Annotated in this window: 18 protein-coding genes and 1 tRNA gene; 3 read left to right on the forward strand and 16 right to left on the reverse strand. The window is 63.7% G+C overall.

Translation table 11 applies throughout. The features are described 5' to 3' along the window. Nucleotides 1–9: 9 nt before the first annotated feature. From H587_RS0107965 to ybgF, 4 genes are all read right to left on the reverse strand, one after another. Nucleotides 10–852 carry an HDOD domain-containing protein gene (locus H587_RS0107965; RefSeq protein ID WP_211219495.1) on the reverse strand — a complete coding sequence of 281 codons (843 nt, stop codon included), beginning with the start codon at nt 850–852 and terminating at the stop codon, nt 10–12. Beyond that, nucleotides 853–1,197, reverse strand: a complete 345-nt coding sequence (locus tag H587_RS17770; RefSeq protein ID WP_034608859.1) for a hypothetical protein — start codon at nt 1,195–1,197, stop codon at nt 853–855. Between the two features lie 68 nt (nt 1,198–1,265). After that, a complete protein-coding gene (gene dprA / locus H587_RS0107975) occupies nt 1,266–2,519 on the reverse strand; it encodes a DNA-processing protein DprA (protein ID WP_027175825.1) in 1,254 nt (417 codons plus the stop codon). Nucleotides 2,520–2,528: 9 nt separating this feature from the next. Then, nucleotides 2,529–3,347 (reverse strand): tol-pal system protein YbgF, encoded by an 819-nt coding sequence (gene ybgF, locus H587_RS17775; RefSeq protein ID WP_034608862.1) that lies wholly within the window; start codon nt 3,345–3,347, stop codon nt 2,529–2,531. A 169-nt stretch (nt 3,348–3,516) separates the two neighbouring features. On the opposite strand from ybgF, the gene H587_RS0107985 reads away from it, so the two are divergent. Then, nucleotides 3,517–4,452 carry a hypothetical protein gene (locus H587_RS0107985; RefSeq protein WP_027175826.1) on the forward strand — a complete coding sequence of 312 codons (936 nt, stop codon included), beginning with the start codon at nt 3,517–3,519 and terminating at the stop codon, nt 4,450–4,452. 72 nt (nt 4,453–4,524) lie between these two features. Here H587_RS0107985 and H587_RS0107990 read toward each other — a convergent pair whose 3' ends face one another. The 7 genes from H587_RS0107990 to H587_RS0108020 form a co-directional block, all read right to left on the reverse strand. Next, nucleotides 4,525–7,407, reverse strand: coding sequence for a chemotaxis protein CheA (locus tag H587_RS0107990; protein ID WP_027175827.1), 2,883 nt, complete (start codon nt 7,405–7,407; stop codon nt 4,525–4,527). 79 nt (nt 7,408–7,486) lie between these two features. Beyond that, a complete protein-coding gene (locus H587_RS0107995; protein ID WP_027175828.1) occupies nt 7,487–7,855 on the reverse strand; it encodes a response regulator in 369 nt (122 codons plus the stop codon). Further along, nucleotides 7,848–8,549 (reverse strand): chemotaxis protein CheW, encoded by a 702-nt coding sequence (locus tag H587_RS0108000; RefSeq protein ID WP_027175829.1) that lies wholly within the window; start codon nt 8,547–8,549, stop codon nt 7,848–7,850. The genes H587_RS0107995 and H587_RS0108000 overlap by 8 nt, the downstream gene beginning before the upstream one ends. After that, complete coding sequence (locus H587_RS0108005) at nt 8,536–9,318, reverse strand: ParA family protein (protein ID WP_425387183.1); 783 nt, start codon at nt 9,316–9,318, stop codon at nt 8,536–8,538. The genes H587_RS0108000 and H587_RS0108005 overlap by 14 nt, the downstream gene beginning before the upstream one ends. A 35-nt stretch (nt 9,319–9,353) precedes the next feature. Further along, complete coding sequence (locus tag H587_RS0108010) at nt 9,354–10,232, reverse strand: CheR family methyltransferase (RefSeq protein WP_027175831.1); 879 nt, start codon at nt 10,230–10,232, stop codon at nt 9,354–9,356. A 6-nt stretch (nt 10,233–10,238) separates the two neighbouring features. Further along, a complete protein-coding gene (locus tag H587_RS0108015) occupies nt 10,239–12,167 on the reverse strand; it encodes a HEAT repeat domain-containing protein (RefSeq protein ID WP_027175832.1) in 1,929 nt (642 codons plus the stop codon). 29 nt (nt 12,168–12,196) lie between these two features. Continuing rightward, entirely contained in the window at nt 12,197–13,249 is a 1,053-nt protein-coding gene (locus H587_RS0108020; RefSeq protein ID WP_027175833.1) for a protein-glutamate methylesterase/protein-glutamine glutaminase, read from the reverse strand. A 269-nt stretch (nt 13,250–13,518) separates the two neighbouring features. Between H587_RS0108020 and H587_RS0108025 the strand changes: the two genes are divergently transcribed. Together H587_RS0108025 and H587_RS0108030 are read left to right on the forward strand one after the other, a co-directional pair. Continuing rightward, nucleotides 13,519–13,595, forward strand: a tRNA-Pro gene (locus H587_RS0108025). Between the two features lie 335 nt (nt 13,596–13,930). After that, nucleotides 13,931–14,653, forward strand: a complete 723-nt coding sequence (locus tag H587_RS0108030; protein ID WP_051202591.1) for a FadR/GntR family transcriptional regulator — start codon at nt 13,931–13,933, stop codon at nt 14,651–14,653. 88 nt (nt 14,654–14,741) lie between these two features. Here the strand turns inward: H587_RS0108030 and H587_RS0108035 are convergent, their stop codons facing one another. From H587_RS0108035 to H587_RS0108055, 5 genes are all read right to left on the reverse strand, one after another. Beyond that, nucleotides 14,742–15,719, reverse strand: coding sequence for an asparaginase (locus H587_RS0108035; RefSeq protein ID WP_027175835.1), 978 nt, complete (start codon nt 15,717–15,719; stop codon nt 14,742–14,744). 16 nt (nt 15,720–15,735) lie between these two features. Next, a complete protein-coding gene (locus H587_RS0108040; protein WP_027175836.1) occupies nt 15,736–16,998 on the reverse strand; it encodes a TRAP transporter large permease in 1,263 nt (420 codons plus the stop codon). A 40-nt stretch (nt 16,999–17,038) separates the two neighbouring features. Further along, nucleotides 17,039–17,497, reverse strand: coding sequence for a TRAP transporter small permease (locus tag H587_RS0108045; protein ID WP_027175837.1), 459 nt, complete (start codon nt 17,495–17,497; stop codon nt 17,039–17,041). Nucleotides 17,498–17,548: 51 nt separating this feature from the next. Beyond that, complete coding sequence (locus H587_RS0108050; protein ID WP_027175838.1) at nt 17,549–18,625, reverse strand: isocitrate/isopropylmalate dehydrogenase family protein; 1,077 nt, start codon at nt 18,623–18,625, stop codon at nt 17,549–17,551. Nucleotides 18,626–18,758: 133 nt separating this feature from the next. After that, on the reverse strand, nt 18,759–19,742 hold the full coding sequence (locus tag H587_RS0108055) for a TRAP transporter substrate-binding protein (protein ID WP_027175839.1): 984 nt from the start codon (nt 19,740–19,742) through the stop codon (nt 18,759–18,761). Nucleotides 19,743–20,181 lie beyond the last annotated feature (439 nt).

Raw genomic sequence — 20,181 nt, forward strand, 5'->3', positions numbered from 1 at the left:
GAACGCCTCCTAGGCCAGGTCCAGGTCCGAAACGTCGGCCAGTTGGACCGCGAACTCGTCCAATACGCGATCCAGGTCCGGAAGCTTGAGCGTAAGCACCTCCAGGGCCTTGCGCGACAACGGCGCGGCTTGGTCGTCGCCGCCCGTGCCGAATTCGTAGACCCGCACGATGAAGTCGGCCACGTGCACCACGGCGGCGGTTTCGGGGTAAAGTTGGGCCGTCTCCGGGGAATGGTGGTGGCTCATGCCCTCGCGGATGTTTCCGGGCAGGTTCCAATGGCGGGCCAACCAGGCGTTGACACGGTCGTGGCCGAAGCCCATGACCGCACGCTCGGCCTCGAACCAACGCAGATCCTGCTCGCGCACGGCCGCGGCCACGGCCTCGTGCAGTTCGGGCAACTGCACCGCGCCGACCACCTTGCCCAGGTCGTGCAGCAGCCCGGCCACCGAGAACTCCTCGGGATCAGCCAGCCCGGCGTGCTTGGCCACCACGTTGGCGGCCAGGGCGCAGCCCAGGCTGTGCTCCCAGAGCCCCTCCATGGCCTTGACCATCATCTCGAACACCGAGGTGGAGATGATGATGCCCCGGACCACGTTGAAACCGAGCAGCACCAGGGCGTGCTGCACCGTGCCGATGCGGCCCGGAAAGCCGTAGACTGGAGAGTTGACCATCTTGAGCACCTTGGCCGAAAGCACCTGGTCCCGGGAGATGATCTTGGCGATCTCGTCGGTGTTGGCGTTGGGGTCTTGGACAAGGCGGCTGACCTCGTCCAGCACCTTGGGCAGGGTCGGCAGATCCTTGATGGACAGAATCTGCCCCTTCACCGAGGTCTTCAGATCCTGCTCCACCATCTATTTTCCCTCGGCGGCGGCCCGGGCGGCCTGCTCGGCGGCCTTGAGCCGGAAATATTCGTTCAGATAGCCGCGCACCTGGTCCATCCAGGGATCACCGGACATGCGGCGAAAGAGATGATCCAGACGCTCCAGGCGCTTGGCCGCCGAGGTGTCCACACCGTCGGCCCCCTCCACTGGGTTGCCCTCCACGGTGATCCGGTCCACCTCCATGCCGCGCAGGCGCTCGATATGCGTCTCGGTCAGCTCCATGCCCGCGCCCATGACCACCATGCCGTTGTCGCGGGTCACGGCCTTGGCGAGTTTCATTCCCGGCTTGGCCAGGGTCAGGGGAATCTTCTGCATGACGGCTCCAGGGTTGTGCTGACGGGGATCATACCCCGCCGCGCGCACGGGCTCAAGGCCGAAAACCTTCAGCTTCCGTAAGCCCCATCATCCTCGAACAGGGTATAACTCATGCCCGGCCACTGCCGGACGAGGTTCTTCATCTCCAGCAGGAGCAGGGCGCTGCCCACCTCGGCGCTGCCCAGATCCAGCAGGCGGCACAACTCGTCGATGTGCGTCTTGCGTTCCCGCTTCAGGACGTCCAGCAGGCGGCGCTCCAGGGGTGGCAAGTCGGCCGGAGGAGCCGGCGCGGGCCGAGTCGGCGGCGGAGGCGTAAACCGCTTCGCCGTACGCACGGGTCGAGGCACGGGACGCAATACCTCCGGAAGTCGGGCCGGAGGCAGTTCCGGAGGCTGGAAGTCCGGTCGGGGGTCCGGCAGCTCTCCCAGTGCCGTGCGCAAGGGGAAACGCAGAGCTTCCACGATGTCCTCGGCCTTCTCCACCAGGATCGCGCCCTGCTTGAGCAGGTCGAGGCAGCCCACGAAGGAGGGCTGGCCCAGGGGGCCCGGCAGGGCGAAGACTTCGCGGCCCTGCTCCAAGGCCAGGCGAGCCGTGATCAGACTGCCGCTCTTGGCGGCTGCCTCGGCCACCACCACACCAAGGGAAAGGCCGCTGATGATCCGGTTGCGCACGGGGAAATGGCTCGGACGAGGCTCGACGCCCGGGCCGAATTCCGTGACCACCAGGCCGCGTTCGTTCAGGATCGTGCGCAGATCGGCGTTTCTGGGCGGATAGTCCTGGTCCAGGCCCGCGCCGAGCACGGCGATGGACGAGCCCAGGCCCGAAAGCCCCCCCAGATGGGCTTGGCGGTCGATGCCCTCGGCCAGGCCGGAAACCACGGTGATTCCCAGGGCGGACAGGCCGGTGCTGATGATCTCGGCTGCGCGCAGGCCCATGTTCGTGCAGGCCCGAGCCCCGACCACGGCCACCGACGGATTGCCCAACAGGGCCACGTCGCCCTGGCAATAAAGCAACAGGGGCGCGTCCGAAAGCTCACGCAGACGGGCGGGATAGCGCGGGTCGGCCCAGGTCAACCGCTCCATGCTCGCGGCGCGGGCCGCGCGGTATTCCGATTCAGCCGCCGGCCGCCATTCCTCGCGCAGGAAGGTCCGCGACAGGGCGGGGGCCAGAAGGCCGCGCGAGGTCCAGTTGGAGGCGTCGCGTACGGCGGCATAGGCCGAACCGTAGGCCCGCAGCAGGAGCAACGCCCGCCGCGACCCAATCCCCGGGCAATGCCGCAAGGCCAAGCTGGCGAAGAATTCCTGATCCGAGCCGGTGCTCACGGCGAGGCGTCATCCCCCCAGGGCCTTGAGCTTGACCCTCGCCGGGGAAGCCTCCTCGGAACGGGGGTATTCATCCAGCAGCGCCTTGAGGTAAAATACGGCGTTGGCCTTGTCGCCGGTGGCCTCGTAGGCCAGGGCGCTCTTGTACAGCGCGGCCGAAGCCTTGGGATGGCGGGGATATTTCTGCGTCACGTCCTTGAAAGAAAGAACGGCCTGCGTGTAATCCTTCTGAGCATACCACGTCTCGCCGATCCAGTAGAGGGCGTTGGGCGTCAGGGAGTTGTCCGGGTAGCGGGCCAGGAACTCCTTCAAGGCGTCGCGCCCCGGGCCGGGTTTGTCGGCCAGGACCAGCTTGAGTCCCCGCTCGTAGGCGTTCTGGATCTCCTTCGCCGAGGGAGCCCTGGCCGGTGCGGGAGCGGGCTTGGACGCGGATGAGGATTTCAGCGCCGGAGCGGCGGACTTGGACGGAGTCTGGGAGGAGGCAGAGACGGGAGGTTGGGTCCAGGGACGGGGCTCGGGGCTTCGGGCCACCGGGGGCTCGGCGGGAGCCAGACCGGCGGAGGCGGTTTGCTGGGCCTTGACCTCCTCCAGTTCCGTTTCCAGACGTTTGAGGCGTTCCTCCAGGCGGGATTCCAGATGCTTCAACCGGTCTTCCTGGGAGCGCTGGGCCTCCTGGAACTGGAGAAAGCTTTCCTCCAGACTGCGCAGACGCCATTCGGCGCTGCCGTCGACAGCGGGGTCGGACTTGGCCGCGCAACCGGCCAGAACCACGGCGGCCAGCACGCATGCGGTCAGAAGAACGGGTCGTGCCGCGAGCAGGAATTTCATCTTCCCTGCTCCATAGGCCATGCCCCGGCATTTTGCAAGGAAAGCGACGGGGTTCCCGTTGCTTCCCGAGCGCATCCGGCCTTGCCTCGAAGGCTGTTTTGAGGCAATACCCAGGCCAGCCGCGCAGGCGGCCCCCCGCCGGGGGTACTTTCGAGGGAGTCTTTTCGCGATGGCGGAACTGCAAGGAACCGTGACCATTCTCTCCAGCGTCCTGGCCCCGGCCTTTTTCGACGTCCTGGGATTGGCCGCCCTGGGCGCGCCCGTTCTGGCCGTGGCCTCGGAAATCCAGGGCCAGACGCAACGCAAGGCATTTCTGGACAAGTTCGCCCAGCACGTCTCGGCCATGGGCTTCGGCCTGCTGCTCCTCGTCCTGGCCGTGGGCGGAGCCGGCGCCGCGCTGGCCGCCGCACGCTTCCAGGAAATCATGGCCCGGCTGCACGCGCCGGGGTCTCCGCTGTACGCCTTTTATGTCGCCCTCGGCCTGACCCTGCTGACGCACGGGCTCTACCGCTGCACCTGGAGGCTGCCCAAGGGCGCGCACTGCGGCCTGGGCATCCTGGCCTCGCTCTCCTCGCTGGCCGCGATCCACGTCTCCCTGCCGGGGCTGCGCGGCTTCGCGCCCCTGTTGTCTCCCGAAGGGCGGGACACGAACCTCGTCGCCCTGCTCTTCCCCGGCCCGGGATCGCCGCTCTGGCCCTGCCTTGTCCAGTACGCGGCCCTCTCGCTGACCCTGGCGGGCGCCTTGGCCCTGCTCTTTCTCCTGCATCGCCGCGACCGCGACAACTACGGCCGTGACTACTACGCCTTCTCCATGCGCCGGGCCGCCCGCTGGGCGACCTGGAGCCTCGTTCCGGTCCTGGCCGCGCAGCCCTGGATGCTGTTCAGCTTGGAACCGGAGCTACGCGCCCTGGTTCTGGTTTCCTCGGTGGCCCTGCTCTGGGCCCTGGCCCTGGTGGTCATGCTGACCTGCTTGCTGCTCTGGCTGGCCGTGGCCCGCAGCGGTTCGCCGATGCGCCTCAAAGGCCTGATGATCGCGGCAGGCGGCGGGATATGGGTCTTCCACAGCCTGCTCCTGGCCGTGGCCGCCAACCTCTTTTTCTCCTGACCCAAACGCCCCGCGACGAAAAAGGCCCGCCCGGCTCAGCCGGGAGGGCCTTTTGTTCTTTCCGAGATGCGTTCAGCGGGCCAATTGCGTGGACAATGCATAGACCTCGTGGGGGTCGAGAATAAGGACCACCGAGCCGTCGCCCATGATCGTCGCGCCCGAGATGCCCTTGATGTCGAAGGTGTTCAGGTAGTGTCCCAGGGGCTTGATGACGATCTCCTGGCGCTCCAGAAGCCGATCCACCACTATGCCCAACCGACGGTCGTTGTCGTGGATGACCACCACGGGCAGTATCTCCCGGTTCTCCTCGTTGGCGGGCAGGTTGAGCAGTTCCGAAAGCTCCACGATGCCCAGGACTTCGCCGCGCAGAGTCACGGCCTTGCGCTTGTTCACGTCGGCCAGTCGTTCGGTCTCGATCTTGGTGGTCTCCGAGACCGCGTCCAGGGGGATGGCGTAGGTGTGGCCGTTGACCTGAACCATGAGGGCGTCGATGATGGCCAGGGTCAGGGGCAGGGTCAGGGTGATGCGCGTACCCTTGCCCACTTCGGAGTGGGTCTGGACGCTGCCCTTGAGGTTCTTGATGTTGGTCTTGACCACGTCCATGCCCACACCCCGGCCGGAGATGTCCGTGACCTTGTCCGCCGAGGAAAAGCCCGGGGCGAAGATCAACTCGATGGCCTCGCGATCACCCAGGGCCTGAGCCTCTTCCTGACTCATGAGCCCTTTCTTCACCGCCACCTTGCGCATCTTCTCGGGATCGATGCCCCGACCGTCGTCCTCAACCTCGATGGCCACGGAGTTGCCCTTGTGGTAGGCGCGCAGCCAGACATGACCAGTGGCCTTCTTGCCCGCTTCCGTGCGGTCCTGCTCAGACTCCAGGCCGTGGTCCACGGCATTGCGCACGAGATGCACCAACGGGTCGCCGATCTCCTCCACCACGCTCTTGTCCAACTCCGTCTCCTCGCCTTCCAGGATCAGCTCGACCTCCTTGCCGCTCTTGCGGGAGAGGTCGCGCACCAAACGCGGGAAACGGGAGAAGACCGTCTGCACCGGGACCATGCGGACCTTCATGATGGTGTCCTGCAGGTCGTCGGAGATGCGGGCCATGGCGTAGGTGGTCTCGGTGAGCTGCTGGGCCACCATATGCACTTCCTGCTGGCCCTCCTCCAAGGCTCTTGCCAGCATCGAGTACCGGTTGCGGTTGATGATCAGCTCACCGATGAGGTTCATGAGGTGGTCGAGCTTCTGGTGGTCCACCCGGATGGTGGTGGAAACCTTCTGCTTGCCCGCCTCCGCCGGGGCTGCCCGGCCATTGTCGGGCAGCGGCGGACCGGGATCGGGCCGGGGCGCGGGCTTGGACGCCGATTTCGGCGTCGGCTTGGGCGCCGGAGGAGCGGGCTTGGGCGCGGGAGCCGAAACAGCTGGAGTCTCCGCCGGCTTGGGCTTGATCTTGGGCTCGGGCTTCGGAGCTTCAGGCGCGGGCGGAGCGACCGGAGCGGCCGCCTGGCCGGCCTTGATGCTCTCCAGTTCCTTGAGCACCATGTCCCGCAGGATGGCGAACTCCTGCTCCAGGATGTCCAGCATCATGCCGAAGCCGATGCCGGACTTGCGTCCCTGATCCACCAGCTTGGCCGTTCGCTCCGCGTAGTCCCGCAACTCCCCGAGGCCCATGTAGCCGGAAGAGTTCTGGAAGGTGACCAGACTGCGGTACAGGCCGTCCACGTACTCGGTCTGACCGTCATCCTTGCGCAGGGCGTCCATGGCCAGGTTCACGTTCTCGATCTGCTGCCGGACCGTGGATTCGAACACAGCCACGTCTTCGGGGTCGTAGGCCGAAACGGAAGGTTCGACCTCGGTCGTGGCGGCTTCCGGTTCGGGTTCCGCCTCCACCTCCGGCTCGGATTCGACCGCGACGGACGGGACGGGCTCTCCGGCCGGGGCGGCGGCCTCCGCGCGCGACGGCGCGGCGACTTCCCCGCTCTCGGTGGCTTGGCGCAACAGAGCCACGAGTCCCGAAATGTCGGATGGCACCACCTGGCCGCTCTTCGCGTCCACCTTGCCGACCATGGCCTCGATGGCGTCCACCGCGGCCAGGAGCAGGTCCACGAGCCCCTGGCTCACGGCCATCTCACCCTTGCGGGCCCGGTTGAGCAGCGTCTCGGCCTCGTGGGTCAGGGCGTTCAGCTCACGAAAGCCGATGATGCCGCTGTTGCCCTTGAGATTGTGAAAATAGCGGAACGTGTCGTTGACCAGCCCGGCGCGGTCTCCCTCCTCGGACTCCAGGTCCAGGAGGGACTGATTCAGGTTGGCGATGATCTCTCCGGCCTCTTCCAGGAAGTCGGCCAAGTGCCCTTCACCCACAGTGGTCAGGGCATACGGGGTGGCGTCGAAATCGGGGTCGACCTCCACCTGGATCATGGGGCGGCGACCGTTGGTCTGGTCGGCGACCTCCTCGGAAACGCTTTCGGTTTCAAGCACCAGTTCCGGCTCGGTCTCGAACTCCGGTTCCGGTTCGGCATCAGGCTCTGCCCCGGCCTCGGCTCCGCCCGCTGGAGCGGCCCCGCCTTCCAGCGCGGCCTCAATGCGGGCGATGATCGGGGCGGTGTCCACGTCGCCCTCGTTGCCCTTGGTCTCCAGGCTCTCGACCATGGTGCGCAGGGCGTCCGTGGCGGCCAGGATGATGTCCATGATCTCGGCGGTCACGGCCATGCCGCCCTGGCGCAGTTCGTCAAGGATGTTCTCGGCCTTGTGCGCTAGGCTGTTGATCTTGTTCAGGCCAAGGAAGCCCGAGGCCCCCTTGAGCGAGTGCATGGGCCGGAAAATCTCGTTCAAGAGCCCCAGGTTGGTGGGATTCTTCTCCAACTCCAGGAGGTTCGGCTCGATGGTCTCGAGGTGCTCCTTGGCTTCAACGAAGAAATCCGCAAGTATTTCCGGATCCATGAATTCCTGACTCATCAGCTCCCCCATTCGGGTGCTTGTCGTCGGCCCCGGCCCGGGGTCATCGCCATGGACGTCCCGCGTCCCGGCGTCACACCTAGCCCAAGAGCATTTTCACGTTTCGGACCAGCTTCTCCGGTTGGGCCGGCTTGACCATGTAGAGATTCGCGCCGATGGCCAAGCCGATCTGGATGTCCTTGTCCTGGCCCTCGGTGGAAAGAACCACGATGGGGATATCCCGGTACGCCTCCTGCTCACGGATGGTCTTGATGAAACTCAAGCCATCCATGCGCGGCATGTTCACGTCCGAGACGATGAGATCCACCTGCTCGGAGGCGTACAACTTCTCCAGGCCGTCCAGGCCGTCCTCGGCCGTGCTCACCTTGAAGCCCTCCTTCTTGAGGATGAAGGCCACGAGATTCCGTACGGTCTTCGAATCGTCCACAATCAGAATATGTTTAGGCATCGGGGCCTCCTTCCCGCTTCAGCACGCCTTCCACCAGACGGTCGATGGACAGGATGCTCACCAACTTGTCCCCGTTCTTCAACAGTCCCATGAGGAACTCCGCGCTGTCGCCGAAATGGGCGGCCACGCCCCAGTCCACGTCTTCATGGCGCGCGCGGTACATGGTGGCCACGGACTGGATCATCAGCCCGACCTGCAACCCCCGGTGACGGCAAACCACGATGAAGCGGTCGTTTTCCCCGCTCTTGGATGGCAGGCCCATGAGGTTGCGCAGCCGCAACAGCGGCGTGACCTTGCTGCGGAGGTTGATGATTCCGGCGATGAAGCTGGGCGCTGTGGGCAACTTGGTCGGGGGCACGAACTTGATGACTTCCTGGATGACCATGATGGGCAGGGCGAACTCCCTGCCGTCAACGGCGAAGCTCACCAGCTGGACCTCGCTCATCTCGCGCACCCGGGCCTCGAAGCCAGCGTCCGTGCCCTCGTCTTCGGCCCCGGCGGCGGCCTTGGCCGCGAATCCCGGCAGCACGGCATCGCCGCGCGGGTCCACACGCGGGGTCGTGGACAGGAGGCGGTCCTGCTCCAGCCCCACATACTTGTCCAAGAAGGCCTGCTCGGCCTGGGACAGGGTTCCTCCGCGCTCCTCGCCCGGAAGTTGCACGTCCTCGATGAAATACGTCTCAGGTGTTTTCATGGCTCACGATCTCTTTCGCCAGTTGGCTGTATTCCAGTGCCCCCCGGGTGTCCGGGTCCAGTTCGAAGATCACCCTCCCCTGGGCGCAGGCGTCCCGGAACCGCGTATCCAGGTTGATCACCGTCTCGAAAACCCTCTCTCCCAGCTTGTCCCGCATGAGCCTCAGGATCTTCCGGCAGGCCGAGGCCCGCCTGTCGTGCATGGTCGCCAGAGCCATGAAGCGCACCGGCCTGGGCAGCACCTTGTTCAAGAGCCGGATCGTGTCGAACAGCAGCCGAATGCCGTAAAGCGCCAGAAAATCCGTCTGGATCGGGATGATCACCAGGTCCGAGGCCACCAGCGCGTTCACCAGGAGCACACCCACATGCGGTGGGCAATCCAGCAGAACGAAGTCGTAGCGGTCGCGCACCCGGGCAAGCGCCTGGCTCAAGATCAGGCCCTTGTTCTTGCGATCCTTGAGGTCCACCTCCAGTTCGGACAGCCGGATGTGTCCCGGCACGAAATCGAACACCAACCCTTCACGACGCTTGATGATCCGGTCCCAGACGTTCGCGTCGCCCTCTTCGGCGTGAAACAGGTCATAGGCCGTGTAATCCAGGTTCTCGGGATAGAAGGTCAGGTGTACCGAAGCGTTGCCGTGAGGGTCCAGGTCCATGACCAGAACCTTGCCGCCCTGACGGGCCAGCGCCGCTCCCAGGGTCAGGGCCGTCGTGGTCTTGCCCACCCCGCCCTTCTGGTTGGCCACGGCCAAAATCCTCGCTCCCAACATGTCCTCCCGGAGTCCGGCCCGCGCATCCGCCGGACTCAACCCTCCTTTTTGTAAATGATCGCGCCGGGATAATGTATCGGCTTGAAGGCCCTGGAAATGTTGTGCAGCGACTCCGAGTGCCCGATGATGAGGTACCCGCCGGGCAGCAGGTTGTCGTAGAAGGCGCCGATCACCTTCTTTTTCATCTCGTCGTCGAAGTAAATGATCACGTTGCGGCAGAAGACGATCTGGGATCGCTCCACGCGCTTGACCTGGGCCGCGTCGCTCAGGTTGATCTGGTGGAAGAGAATGAGCTTCTTGAGTTCCGGACGCACGTTGTAGAACGTGTCCTGCTTCACGAAATGCCGCCCCAGGATCTCCTTGGGCGTTGTGCGCAGGGTATACTCGTTGTAGACGCCGCGCCGAGCCGAGTCGAGCACCCGTTCGGAGAGATCGTTGGCCGTGATGCGCACGTCCCAGGTGGGCAGTTCGCCCTTGAGCACGTCCGCGATGATCATGGCCAGGGTGTAGGGCTCCTCGCCCGTGGAGCAGCCCGCGGACCATATCCGCAGCTTCTTCTGGCCGGACTTGCGCAGCGTGTCCAGCACCTCGGTCAGAATGTGTTCCTGGAAAACCTGAAGCTGCGGTGGGTTGCGGTAGAAGCTCGTTTCGTTGGTGGTGATCACCTCGAAAAGCCGGTTCAGTTCCTCCCGGCGGCCCGCGTCATATTGCAGGTAGTAATAATACTCCGAGAAGTTTTTCAGGTTCAATTGCTTGAGCCGATTCGCCAAGCGGTTTTCCAGAAGGTACTTGCGGTTGTCCGCCACGTATATTCCGCACTGCGCGTAGATGAAGTCGCGCAGTTGGGCGAACTCCGCATCGGTGACCTTGAGCTCCTTGCCCAAGGTGATGGTGCTTGAAAAAAGGGAAGACATCCGGCTCTATTCCCCCGTCTCGTGTTCTTCCTGAATCTTGGCGATGGAGGATTCCACGGCCTGCTGCAACTCCGGCTCCTCACTGGTGGAAACGTCCAGAAGGGCGCGGAAAGCGCTGGTGCCTCCGATGCTGCCCAGGGCCTCCACGGCCTTGAGCATCACCAGCCGGTTCGGGTTCACCAGCAAGGGCACGATGCGGGGCACGGCCTCGCGTTCCTTGTGAAAGCCCAGGGCGTCCAGGGCCCGGACCTTGACCCAGTCATCCTCATCGTCCAGGGCGCTCAGAAGGTAGGGGATGACCTCCTTGCGGTAGCAGCGGCCCATGAGATCGATGGCCGTGAGCCGCACCTCGCGGCTCTCGTCCTTCAGGCGGCCTTCCAACAGAGGCAGCCAAGCGTCGGACTCCCAGCACATGCCCGCGATGGCCTCCAGGGCAACCTTGCGGATATCCGGCACCTCATCTTCCAGGGCGGCCTTGAGAGCTTCCCAATGCTCGGCCTGGCCCATGCGCCCGAAGGCGTAGACGGCCATGAGCCGCTTCACCGGATCCTCGCTCCCGTAGAATTCACGGAAGCGCGCGTTGACGCGGGGGCCGCCGATGGCGATGCAGGCCTCGAGGCCGGCCTCCTTCACGTCGTCGTATTTATGTTCGAGCAGGGTGAAGAGACGGTCGGCGGCCTCTTCCAGATGCAGTTTCTGGCCCAAAAAGTAGGCCACGGACTTGATGACCTTGCCGTCTTCGTGCCTATCCAACACGTCCAAAAAAAATTGCTTGGCCGAAGGCCCGGCGGTCTTGGACAGGACGCCGAGAATCTGGCGCTGGAGATCCCGCCCATGCTTCCAAAAGGCGTCCATGAGCACCTGGGGGACGCTCGCGTCGTCCATATGCGCCAGGGCCATGACGGCCACCCGGGCCTCGTCGGCGTTGCCGGAAAGCAGGCCGGAGCGCAGGGCGCTGGTCAGGCCGATCTGGGCCAGCGCCCGCACGGTCTGCTGGAGGCGTTCCTGATCGCGGTCCGGGTCCAGCCGGCTGGCGATCTTGAGCACGGCCTCGGAGGCCCGTTCGCCGCCGACGAAGGCCAATCCCTGGATGGCCGCGTCCTGGACCTCCAGATCCTCGTCGTCCAGGGCAACGAGCATGTAGACCTTGAGATTCTCCCGCTCGTCGCGGGAAAGCAACTGCAGGGACTTGCCGCCGAGAATGCGGACCACGGCCTTGACGATCTTGTTGCGCAGCGCCGTGGGGGATTCCTCCAGGCGTTTGAGGAGCATGGGCACGGCCTTGATGTTGCCCATCTCACCCAGGGCGTCGATGATCATCGAGGTCACGAGGTCGGAGGTACGGGCCATGGCCTTGACCAGCGCCCCCACGGAACTGGAGTGTTTGATCTTGGACAGGGCCTCGATGACCGCGTACTGAACCCACTCCTCGTCCTCCATGGCCTTGTTCAGGCTTTCGGCGGCCTCGGGCCGGGCCAGGCTCCCCAGGCTCACGGCTGCCTGGTAGCGCACGTTGACCTCAGGATCCTTGAGCAGGGCCTCGCAAAGCACCTGCACGGCCGCCGGATTGTCCGTGGCGCCCAGGATGTCGGCGGCGAAGATGCGGATGTCGGCGTCGGGGTCGTGGATGAGCGGAATGAGCGCGGCCACGTCCTGAGAGGCCAACGCCCTCAGGATGTCCATGGCCAGGTTGCGCGCCGGGGCGTCATCCACCCGCAGCAGCGGGATGGTCACTTGAATGACCTTCTGCCCACCGATGGAACGCAGGGCCCGGTCGGCCGCCTCCTGGACGCCCAGGTTGCCGGATCGAAGCAGACCCGCCAAAAGCGGCACGGCATCCTCGCAACGGGCCTCGCCCGCCTCGAAGGCCGCCTCGCGCAGGACTTCGCTGTCGTCGCTCCCCAACCTTTCAATGATGCTCTTGCACTCCAGCATCGAACCCCCTCCGCCCCCCGTTCGTCGGGCTACTTGTAGAGGTTGCCGAGAATGGCTCCGGCCATGTCGTCGATGTCGACGATCTCGTCGGCCAACCCGGCATCCACGATGGCCTTGGGCATGCCATAGACCACACAGGTGGCGTCGCTCTGGGCCAATGCCCGTCCCCCCTTCTCCTTGAGCACCTTGACGCCTTCCATGCCGTCACTGCCCATGCCGGTGAGGATCACGCCCAGGGCGCGCCGCCCCACGGCGTTGGCCGTGGAGGTGACCAGCACGTTGGCCGAGGGCTTGTACAGGGCGTCACGCGGCTCGGGCGTGATGACCAGATCGATGCGGCTGACCTTCTGGTCCAGGACCAAGTGCTGGCCGCCGGGAGCCACGAAAGCCCAGCCGGGCTGAAGCCGGTCGCCGGTCTCGGCCTCCTTGACGCGGATCTTGCAGACTCCGTCCAGGCGCTTGGCGAAGGGACCGGTGAAGGCCGGCGGCATGTGTTGGGCGATGACGATGCCGGCCGGGAAGTCCGCAGGCAGGGCGGAAAGGATCTTCTGCACCGCGGGCGGGCCGCCGGTGGAAACGCCGATGGCCACCACGTCGCGCAACTGGGTTCCGCTGGGCCGGGTCACGGCTGGGCGGGGCGCCTGGACGGCCGGGCGGGCGGCCGCACGGGGCGCGAAATGGCGCATCTTGCGCTTGGCCACGGTCTTGACCTTGTTGATCAGGTCGTTCTCGATCTTGATGATGTCCAGAGAGACCTTGGACAACTGCTTGGGAATAAAGTCCACCGCACCCAGTTCCAGGGCCTTGAGCGTGGATTCCGCGCCCTCGGTGGTCAGGGAGCTGACCATGAGCACCGGACGGGGGGACTCCATCATGATGTGCCGCAGGGCCGTGAGCCCGTCCATGCGCGGCATCTCGATATCCATGGTGACGACGTCCGGATCGTGGCGCCGGACCATCTCCAGCCCCTCCTCTCCGTCGCGCGCGGTGGCCACCACCTCGATCTCGGGATCCTTCCCGAGCATGGTGCTGATGGCCTTGCGCATGAAGGCCGAGTCGTCACAAACCAGAACCTTGATCACTCGTTGCTCCTTTCCTCAAGGGTCGCGGGCGGCCCCCCTTCTCCGGGCGGCGCGTCGAACCCGCTGGGATCGTTGCCGATGCGGGCTGAAAAGCTTAAAGAATGTTGGCACATTTACAGGCGCTTGTCCATTAAATCCCCGCTGCCCCCACGCCCGCCGGGCATCGCGAGGCAAGTTATAACACTCGGGCCCCGGATCGAAAACCGCCCCTCCCGAGATTGGGGCCTTGCCTTTTGAAAATGATTCGGGTAAAGACCGCTTCTTCACTTCGGGATGTGGCTCAGCCTGGTAGAGCGCTGCGTTCGGGACGCAGAGACCGCGCGTTCAAATCGCGCCATCCCGACCAGAAAAAACAAGGGCCTTGCGGGTATTCCGCGAGGCCCTTTTTCTATCGGGCAACATGCTCGGGGATATGCCGCCTCCGTGCCGCATGCGGTCGCGCAACCTTTCGACTTTTTGTTCCAAGCATTACAACTCATTGACACGCATGAAGATCACTAATATTATCAAGCTTGTTGCAAATAGATGAGGATTGCACATGCGACACGTCCCGACGGCTTCCTTCCGCAGAGACCCGCTTGTCCTCCCGCTCATCGCCCCGCACAGGCCTCCGAGAACGAATCGTCGGCATCCCGGAGGCGCGGCGATGGGACAACACGACGTTGCAGAGGCATGTGCCTGATGGCCCTCCCGCGAAAGAACAGCCAGCCCCTCGGTGACTCCCTGACCACCCCCCTCTTTCAGGGATCCGTGGTCCTCCTGGTGATCGATCGGATCAAGCAGGCGCTGATCAATGACGAACTGAAGCCGGGGGATTATCTCCCTTCGGAATCCGAGCTGACACGCAACCTCGGCGTGGGGAAATCGAGCGTCCGTGAGGCCATCAAGATGCTCCAGGCCATGGGCATCCTCGAAGTCCGGCGCGGACAGGGCACGAAAATTCGGGAGCATCCCAGCGAGGATGCGCTCAACTCCATGGTCTTCCAGATGATTCTGGCCAAAGGCATCACCAAGGATATGCTCGACCTGCGCAAGATGTTCGAGCCCGCCTACACGGTCATGGCCATGGAGCGGGCCACCGAGGAGGATCTCCAGGATATCCGGCAGGCGCTCGAGGCGTTCGAAAAAGCCCTGACAGAGAGCAGGCAGGATTCCAGCTACGATCTCGCCTTTCACATGGCGATTCTGCGCGCCACGCACAATCCGCTGGTCATCCGCATCGGCGAAACCATGATGGAGTTGTTCGACGCCTCCATCGAAACGTCCATGCGCACCCTGCCCGAGGTGGCGCTGAAGGATCACAAGGCCATCTACAAGGCGTTCCTCGCGAGAGATGAGACGGCCATCCGCGAAGCCATCCGCGTCAGCTCGAAAAGCTGGGAAACGTCCCTGACGTATAAATAAGCTGCTGAGCTGCGCTCCGAAGCGAAGAGGAAGCCCGCCTCGCCGATATGGCGGGGCGGGCTTTTCCATTGGAAGCGAAGAACGGGGGTCAGACCGAGAAGGCTTCCCGCAAATCCTGGGAGGAATCGACCCCGGAGGCCAGAAGCACACTGAGCTTGATCCGCGCCTTGTGGCTGCTGTAATCGTGGCCCGCGATCACGCCGCGAGCCTGAAGATCGCGCACGCCTCCCGGGAAGTCGTACACCGGATGCACCCGCCCCTGCTCGCAGGTCGTGGTGATGACCACATGCACGCCCTTGTCCACGGCTCGCTGCACCGCGGTCATGAAGCGGGGAGTCACGTGACCGCGCCCCAGTCCTTCCAGCACGATGCCCGCCGCGCCGGAATCGGTGAGATAGTTGATGACATCACCGTCCGAGCCCAGGCTCGCCTTGACGATCTCCACCAGGGGAAAGGCCTTGGTCGGGACGTGGTGCTCCCGGCGCAGGGGTTTCTGGGAGAGAAAACACTGCCCTTTGTCCACATAGCCGAGCTGGCCGTAAGTGAAGGCGGTGAAGGCGTGCATATTGAAGGCGTGCATTTTTCTCACGTACTTGGCGCAGTAGACTCCCTCGTTGAAGACCACCAGCACGCCCAGTCCGGCGCAATCGGGACAGGCGGCGGCGACCACCGCGTCCCGGATGTTAGTGTAGCAATCCGTGCCCTCGTCGCTGGGTGCGCGCTGCGCCCCCGTGAACACGACGGGACGTCGGCAATCCAGCACCAAGTCCATGAAGTAGGAGGATTCCTCCAGGGTGTCCGTGCCGTGAGTGACCACGATGCCGAGGACATCCTCATCGGTCAGGCGCTCCAATATCTTGGCGCGCAGGATCATCAGCTTGCCGAAGTCCATGGCGTTGCTCGGCACCTGGAACACGGACTCCGCCTCAACCTCGATGTCCAAATCCAGTCGGTTCCTGTCCACGAGCTTTTCGCCCGGCATGGCGCCGGAGGTGAACAGTCCCGTCGCCTCGTTCCTCACGCTGGCGATGGTTCCCCCGGTGGTCAGGACAATGACTTTTCCCATATCGTCTCCCTTGCGGCTAAAGGAACAAGGTGATCAGTTGCGGAACAAAGGCGAAGACCACCAGCAGGACGATGTACACCAGGAGGTAGGGCAGGATGTCCCGGACCACGACCTCCAGTTTTTCCTTGGCGATGTTGCAGGCGATGAAGAGGTTCAGCCCCACCGGCGGGGTGAATTGCCCGACGGCTAGGGCGATGATCGTGTAGACGCCGAAATAGACCGGATCGATCTGCATGGCCTGCACCACGCCCATGATGGTCGGCACGAACAGGACCAGGGCGGCAACGTTGTCCAGGAACGTGCCGATGATCAGCAGCATGAGCAGCACGATGAGCATCACGACGACCTTGCTGTCCGTGACGCCCATGAGCATGGCCGCGAAATGCTGCGGCACCTGCTCGGCGGTGATGATGTAGCCGAACAGGTTGGCCGTGCCCATAAGGAACATGATCAGGGCGGCGTTCTCGGCCGTGCCCTTGAATATCCGATACAGGGATCTGAAGGTCAGGGTCTTGTAGACGAGGAACCCCACGAGCACGCCGTAGAGGCAGGCCACAGCGGCCGATTCCGTGGCAGTGAACATGCCGGAATAGATGCCGCCGAGAATGATCAAGGGCATCAGCAAGGCCAGTGTGCTGTCCTTGATGACCCGGACCATGTCCTTCGTGGACAGCACTTCCTCGCGGACGAAGCCTCGGCGTCTGGCGATGACGTAGTTCACCGCGATCAGGGCGATGGAGATCAGGATGCCCGGCACGATGCCGCAGAGGAACATGTTGCCGATGGAGACGCCCGCGATGACGCCGAAGACCACCATGGTCAGGCTCGGCGGAATGATCAATCCCAGAGCCCCGGAGGCGGCGACCACGGCCGCTGAATAGGAACGGCTGTAGCCCCGCTTGATCATCGAGGGTATCATGATCGAACCGATGGCCGCCGTCGTGGCCGGGGCCGAGCCGGAGATGGCGCCGAAGAACGCCGAAGCCCCGGTCGTGATGTGCGCGAGTCCTCCGGGGTAGCGCCCCACCAGCATCGCCGCCAGAGCCACGAGCTTGTCCGATATCTTGGCCTCGGCCATGATGTTGCCGGCCAGCAGGAACAAGGGAATGGCCATGAACGGGAAGCTGTTGACGCCGTTGAAGACCTTCTGCGGCAGAATGAGAAACGGCAGATGGCTCCCGAAATGCAGCGCGGCGAGCGAGGCGACGCCGAGTGATATGGCGATCGGAACTCCGATCACCAGCAGCATGAAAAACGCGATGAACAGAATCGAGACCATGTCTCTCTCCCGATTTTTTATGTCAGCGGGGACATTGCCTTCATTTCTTCATATCCCGCATCATGTGCTCGAAAATGTACAGAATTGAGATCGCTGAGCAGAGCGGGATGGAAAAGACAACATATCCCAATGGAATTCCTGATGCCGGAGACATCTGCAGCATGGAGCGCAGCGTCAGCTTCCAGCCCTCCTTGAGGAGGACGATGAAGAAGAAGAGCATGAAGCAGTAGCTGACCTGGCGCACGGCGCAGGCGACGCGCGGCGGGAGAATCCCGACGAGCGCATCCACGGCGATGTGCGTCTTGTTGCGCACGGCGATGGTGCAGCCGAGCATCACCACGTACACCATGCTGTAGATGGACAATTCCTGCGTCTCGGAAAGCGGATGGTTCAGGACATAGCGGAAGAAGACCTGAACCACGACCAGAACGGTCATGAACGCAAGCGATATGGCCGAGAGGTTTCTGATGAACTCGTTGAGCTTTTCAAGCACTTTCATCATCGACTCCTTATCCTTCCGCCGCCGGAAGACGGCGTAGGCCCAGGCGGGTCAGTCCGCCAGAAGGGCCTGCAACACGGCGTCGCCCATGGCGTCCGTGCCGTGGGAACCGCCCATGTCCCGAGTGCGGACGGCGCCCTGGGCGAGAACCGAACGGACAGCCACGCCGATGCCTTCGGCGGCGTCCTTTTCCCCGAGGAAATCGAGCATCATGCGCACGGACTCGATGCTGGCGATGGGATTGACCACGTGCTTGCCCGTGTACTTCGGCGCCGAGCCGTGAATGGGCTCGAACATTGAGGGGAATTCCCGTTCTGGGTTGATGTTGCCTCCGGCGGCGAATCCCATGCCGCCCTGAAGCATCGCCCCGAGGTCGGTGATGATGTCGCCGAAGAGGTTGGAGGCCACGACCACGTCGAACCACTCGGGCTTCTTGACCATCCACATGGTCATGGCGTCCACGAGGGCCTTGTCCGTGGCGATGTCCGAATGCCCGGCGGCGACCTCCTGGTAAATCTTATCCCAGAAAACCATGGAGTAGTTGAGCGCATTGGACTTGGTGCAATTGGTCACCATGCCCTTGTAGCCGGCCTGCTTGCGCTGCTCGGCCAAGTCGAAGGCGTAGCGCATCACGCGCTCGCAGCCGCCGCGCGAAAAGATTCCGGTCTGCAGGGCGAACCCATCAGGCTCGTCGATCTTGAAGAAGGCCCCCGCGCCGCTGTATTCCCCCTCGTTGTTCTCACGCACAACGACGAAATCGACGGTTTCCGGCGTCGCCGTACGCACCGGCGTGGACACGCCGGGATAAAGCCGGATCGGGCGGAGATTCACGTACTGTTTGAATCCCTTGCGAATCTCGAGAAGCATGGTCAGCGAAACGTGGTCCGGCACCTTGCTCTCATCGCCGACGCACCCCAGAAAAATGGCGTCGAACCCTTTGAGGATGTCCAGCGCATGCTCCGGCATCATCCGGCCGTGCGCGAGGTAGTGATCGCACCCCCAGTCAAAGCGCTTGGAGGCCGCGGTGAAGCCGTATTTATCGGCCGCCGCCTTCAAAATCTTCTCGGCCTCATCCGAAATTTCCGCACCGACGCCATCTCCGGGAATGATCGCGATCTCGTAATGCATCTCTGAATCCCCTTGTTTTGCTCCGGGCTGAATGACAGTCTTCCATGCCGCGCCGACACGACGCGACCGGCGTCCGGGGAACGATGACGCTCCCCGGACGCCCCCCTGACGCCGCCAAGGGCGGCGCTCACTTCTACTGCAGGGTCTTCTCGATATCTTCGATGATGGATGCGTCCAGCTTCTTCTTATACGCGGCGATCACGGGCTTGACCTTCTCGCGGAAGGGCTTCTTGTCCACGTCGATGACCTCCATCCCATGCGCCTTCACTTCCTTCCACTGCTCGGCCTCAAGCTCCTCGACCATCTTCGTATGGACCGGGCCGAGTTCACGGGCGGTTTCAAGAATGGCCGTCCGGTATTCCTGGGGCATGCCGTCCAGCAACGCCTTGTTCATGATCAACGGCGAGGCCATGTGGATGTGCCCGGTCCGGGAGGCGTACTTCTGCACCTCATAGAACTTCTGCGTCAGGATGTGCGCGGGCGGGTTTTCCTGTCCGTCCACCGTGCCCAGCTGAAGGGCGGAGTAGAGCTCGCCGAAGGAGACGACCGTGGGACCGGCCCCCAGGGCCTTGAAGGTCTCAACGAAGACCTCGCCTTCGGGCACGCGGATCTTCATGCCCTTGAGGTCGTCCGGGGTCTTGATGGGCCGCTTGTTGTTGGTGACGTGCCGCATGCCGTTTTCCCACCAGCCGATGACCACGGCTCCGTGCGGCTCCAACTCCTTGGCCAAGCGAGCGCCGATGGGGCCATCGAGCACCTTGCGCACGTCGCTCAGGTCATTGAACAGGAACGGCAGGTTCAGGATGCCCATGTTCGGCACCCAGTTGGAAAGGACCGTGTCCGACGCCAGCACCATGTCGTGGGTTCCGACCATGACGCCCTCCACGGACTCCAGCTGCTTGCCGAGCTGGTCCGCGGGAAACACGTCGATCTGCACCTTGCCGCCGGTCCGCTCCGCCACCTTCTTCGCGAACAGGGTGCAGATGGTCTGGTAATGGTGCGAGGGAGCGCCCGTATGGCCCAGTTTCAGGCGATACGAGTCAGCGGCCTCGGCGCCGCCGGAAAAAGCCAAGCCAAGAAAGGCCAACGACGCCAACACGACAATCATTTTTCTCATGGGACATCTCCTCTCCGCTGATGGTTGCCTCTTCCATTGTCGCCGCCCCGCCGCCGCGTCACGTCCCGACGCGGGCCAGGGCTGTCTTCCCGAGCATGATACACGGTTCGGTGAACCCTACGTCGTAAGACCTCCGACGTCAATATATATGCCAGCAGACATCATATGTTTAATGTTTCTTTTTTCCCGCCGCGGCAACATCCGACAGTCACTGAAAACCACCATTTCGTGTCGCGTTGGACTTCCACACGACGCCGTGCCAGATGTCATACGGCCTCCCGCGTCCGAGCCCGCGACGGGCTTGGGCCAATCGGCGCCCGGAATTCGACATGCGCACCGTCCATCTGCCTCCAAATCCATCCACTCCACCGCCTGCCAGGATCGCGGCCGGCATGGCGATGTCACGACGTGCGGGCGGCTCCGGTCACGTCGCTAAGAT

This window comes from Desulfovibrio aminophilus DSM 12254, from assembly GCF_000422565.1.
In the GTDB taxonomy this organism is placed as follows: Bacteria; Desulfobacterota; Desulfovibrionia; order Desulfovibrionales; family Desulfovibrionaceae; genus Aminidesulfovibrio; species Aminidesulfovibrio aminophilus.

Coding starts and splice junctions, on each gene's coding strand:
- ybgF (WP_034608862.1), bottom strand. CDS start 3,347: ATGAAATTCCTGCTCGCGGCACGACCCGTTCTTCTGACCGCATGCGTG.
- H587_RS0108015 (WP_027175832.1), bottom strand. CDS start 12,167: ATGCTGGAGTGCAAGAGCATCATTGAAAGGTTGGGGAGCGACGACAGC.
- H587_RS0108005 (WP_425387183.1), bottom strand. CDS start 9,318: ATGTTGGGAGCGAGGATTTTGGCCGTGGCCAACCAGAAGGGCGGGGTG.
- H587_RS0108035 (WP_027175835.1), bottom strand. CDS start 15,719: ATGGGAAAAGTCATTGTCCTGACCACCGGGGGAACCATCGCCAGCGTG.
- H587_RS0108055 (WP_027175839.1), bottom strand. CDS start 19,742: ATGAGAAAAATGATTGTCGTGTTGGCGTCGTTGGCCTTTCTTGGCTTG.
- H587_RS0108010 (WP_027175831.1), bottom strand. CDS start 10,232: ATGTCTTCCCTTTTTTCAAGCACCATCACCTTGGGCAAGGAGCTCAAG.
- H587_RS0108045 (WP_027175837.1), bottom strand. CDS start 17,497: ATGAAAGTGCTTGAAAAGCTCAACGAGTTCATCAGAAACCTCTCGGCC.
- H587_RS0108040 (WP_027175836.1), bottom strand. CDS start 16,998: ATGGTCTCGATTCTGTTCATCGCGTTTTTCATGCTGCTGGTGATCGGA.
- H587_RS0107985 (WP_027175826.1), top strand. CDS start 3,517: ATGGCGGAACTGCAAGGAACCGTGACCATTCTCTCCAGCGTCCTGGCC.
- H587_RS17770 (WP_034608859.1), bottom strand. CDS start 1,197: ATGCAGAAGATTCCCCTGACCCTGGCCAAGCCGGGAATGAAACTCGCC.
- H587_RS0108050 (WP_027175838.1), bottom strand. CDS start 18,625: ATGCATTACGAGATCGCGATCATTCCCGGAGATGGCGTCGGTGCGGAA.
- H587_RS0108000 (WP_027175829.1), bottom strand. CDS start 8,549: ATGAAAACACCTGAGACGTATTTCATCGAGGACGTGCAACTTCCGGGC.
- H587_RS0108030 (WP_051202591.1), top strand. CDS start 13,931: ATGGCCCTCCCGCGAAAGAACAGCCAGCCCCTCGGTGACTCCCTGACC.
- H587_RS0107990 (WP_027175827.1), bottom strand. CDS start 7,407: ATGAGTCAGGAATTCATGGATCCGGAAATACTTGCGGATTTCTTCGTT.
- H587_RS0107995 (WP_027175828.1), bottom strand. CDS start 7,855: ATGCCTAAACATATTCTGATTGTGGACGATTCGAAGACCGTACGGAAT.
- H587_RS0107965 (WP_211219495.1), bottom strand. CDS start 852: ATGGTGGAGCAGGATCTGAAGACCTCGGTGAAGGGGCAGATTCTGTCC.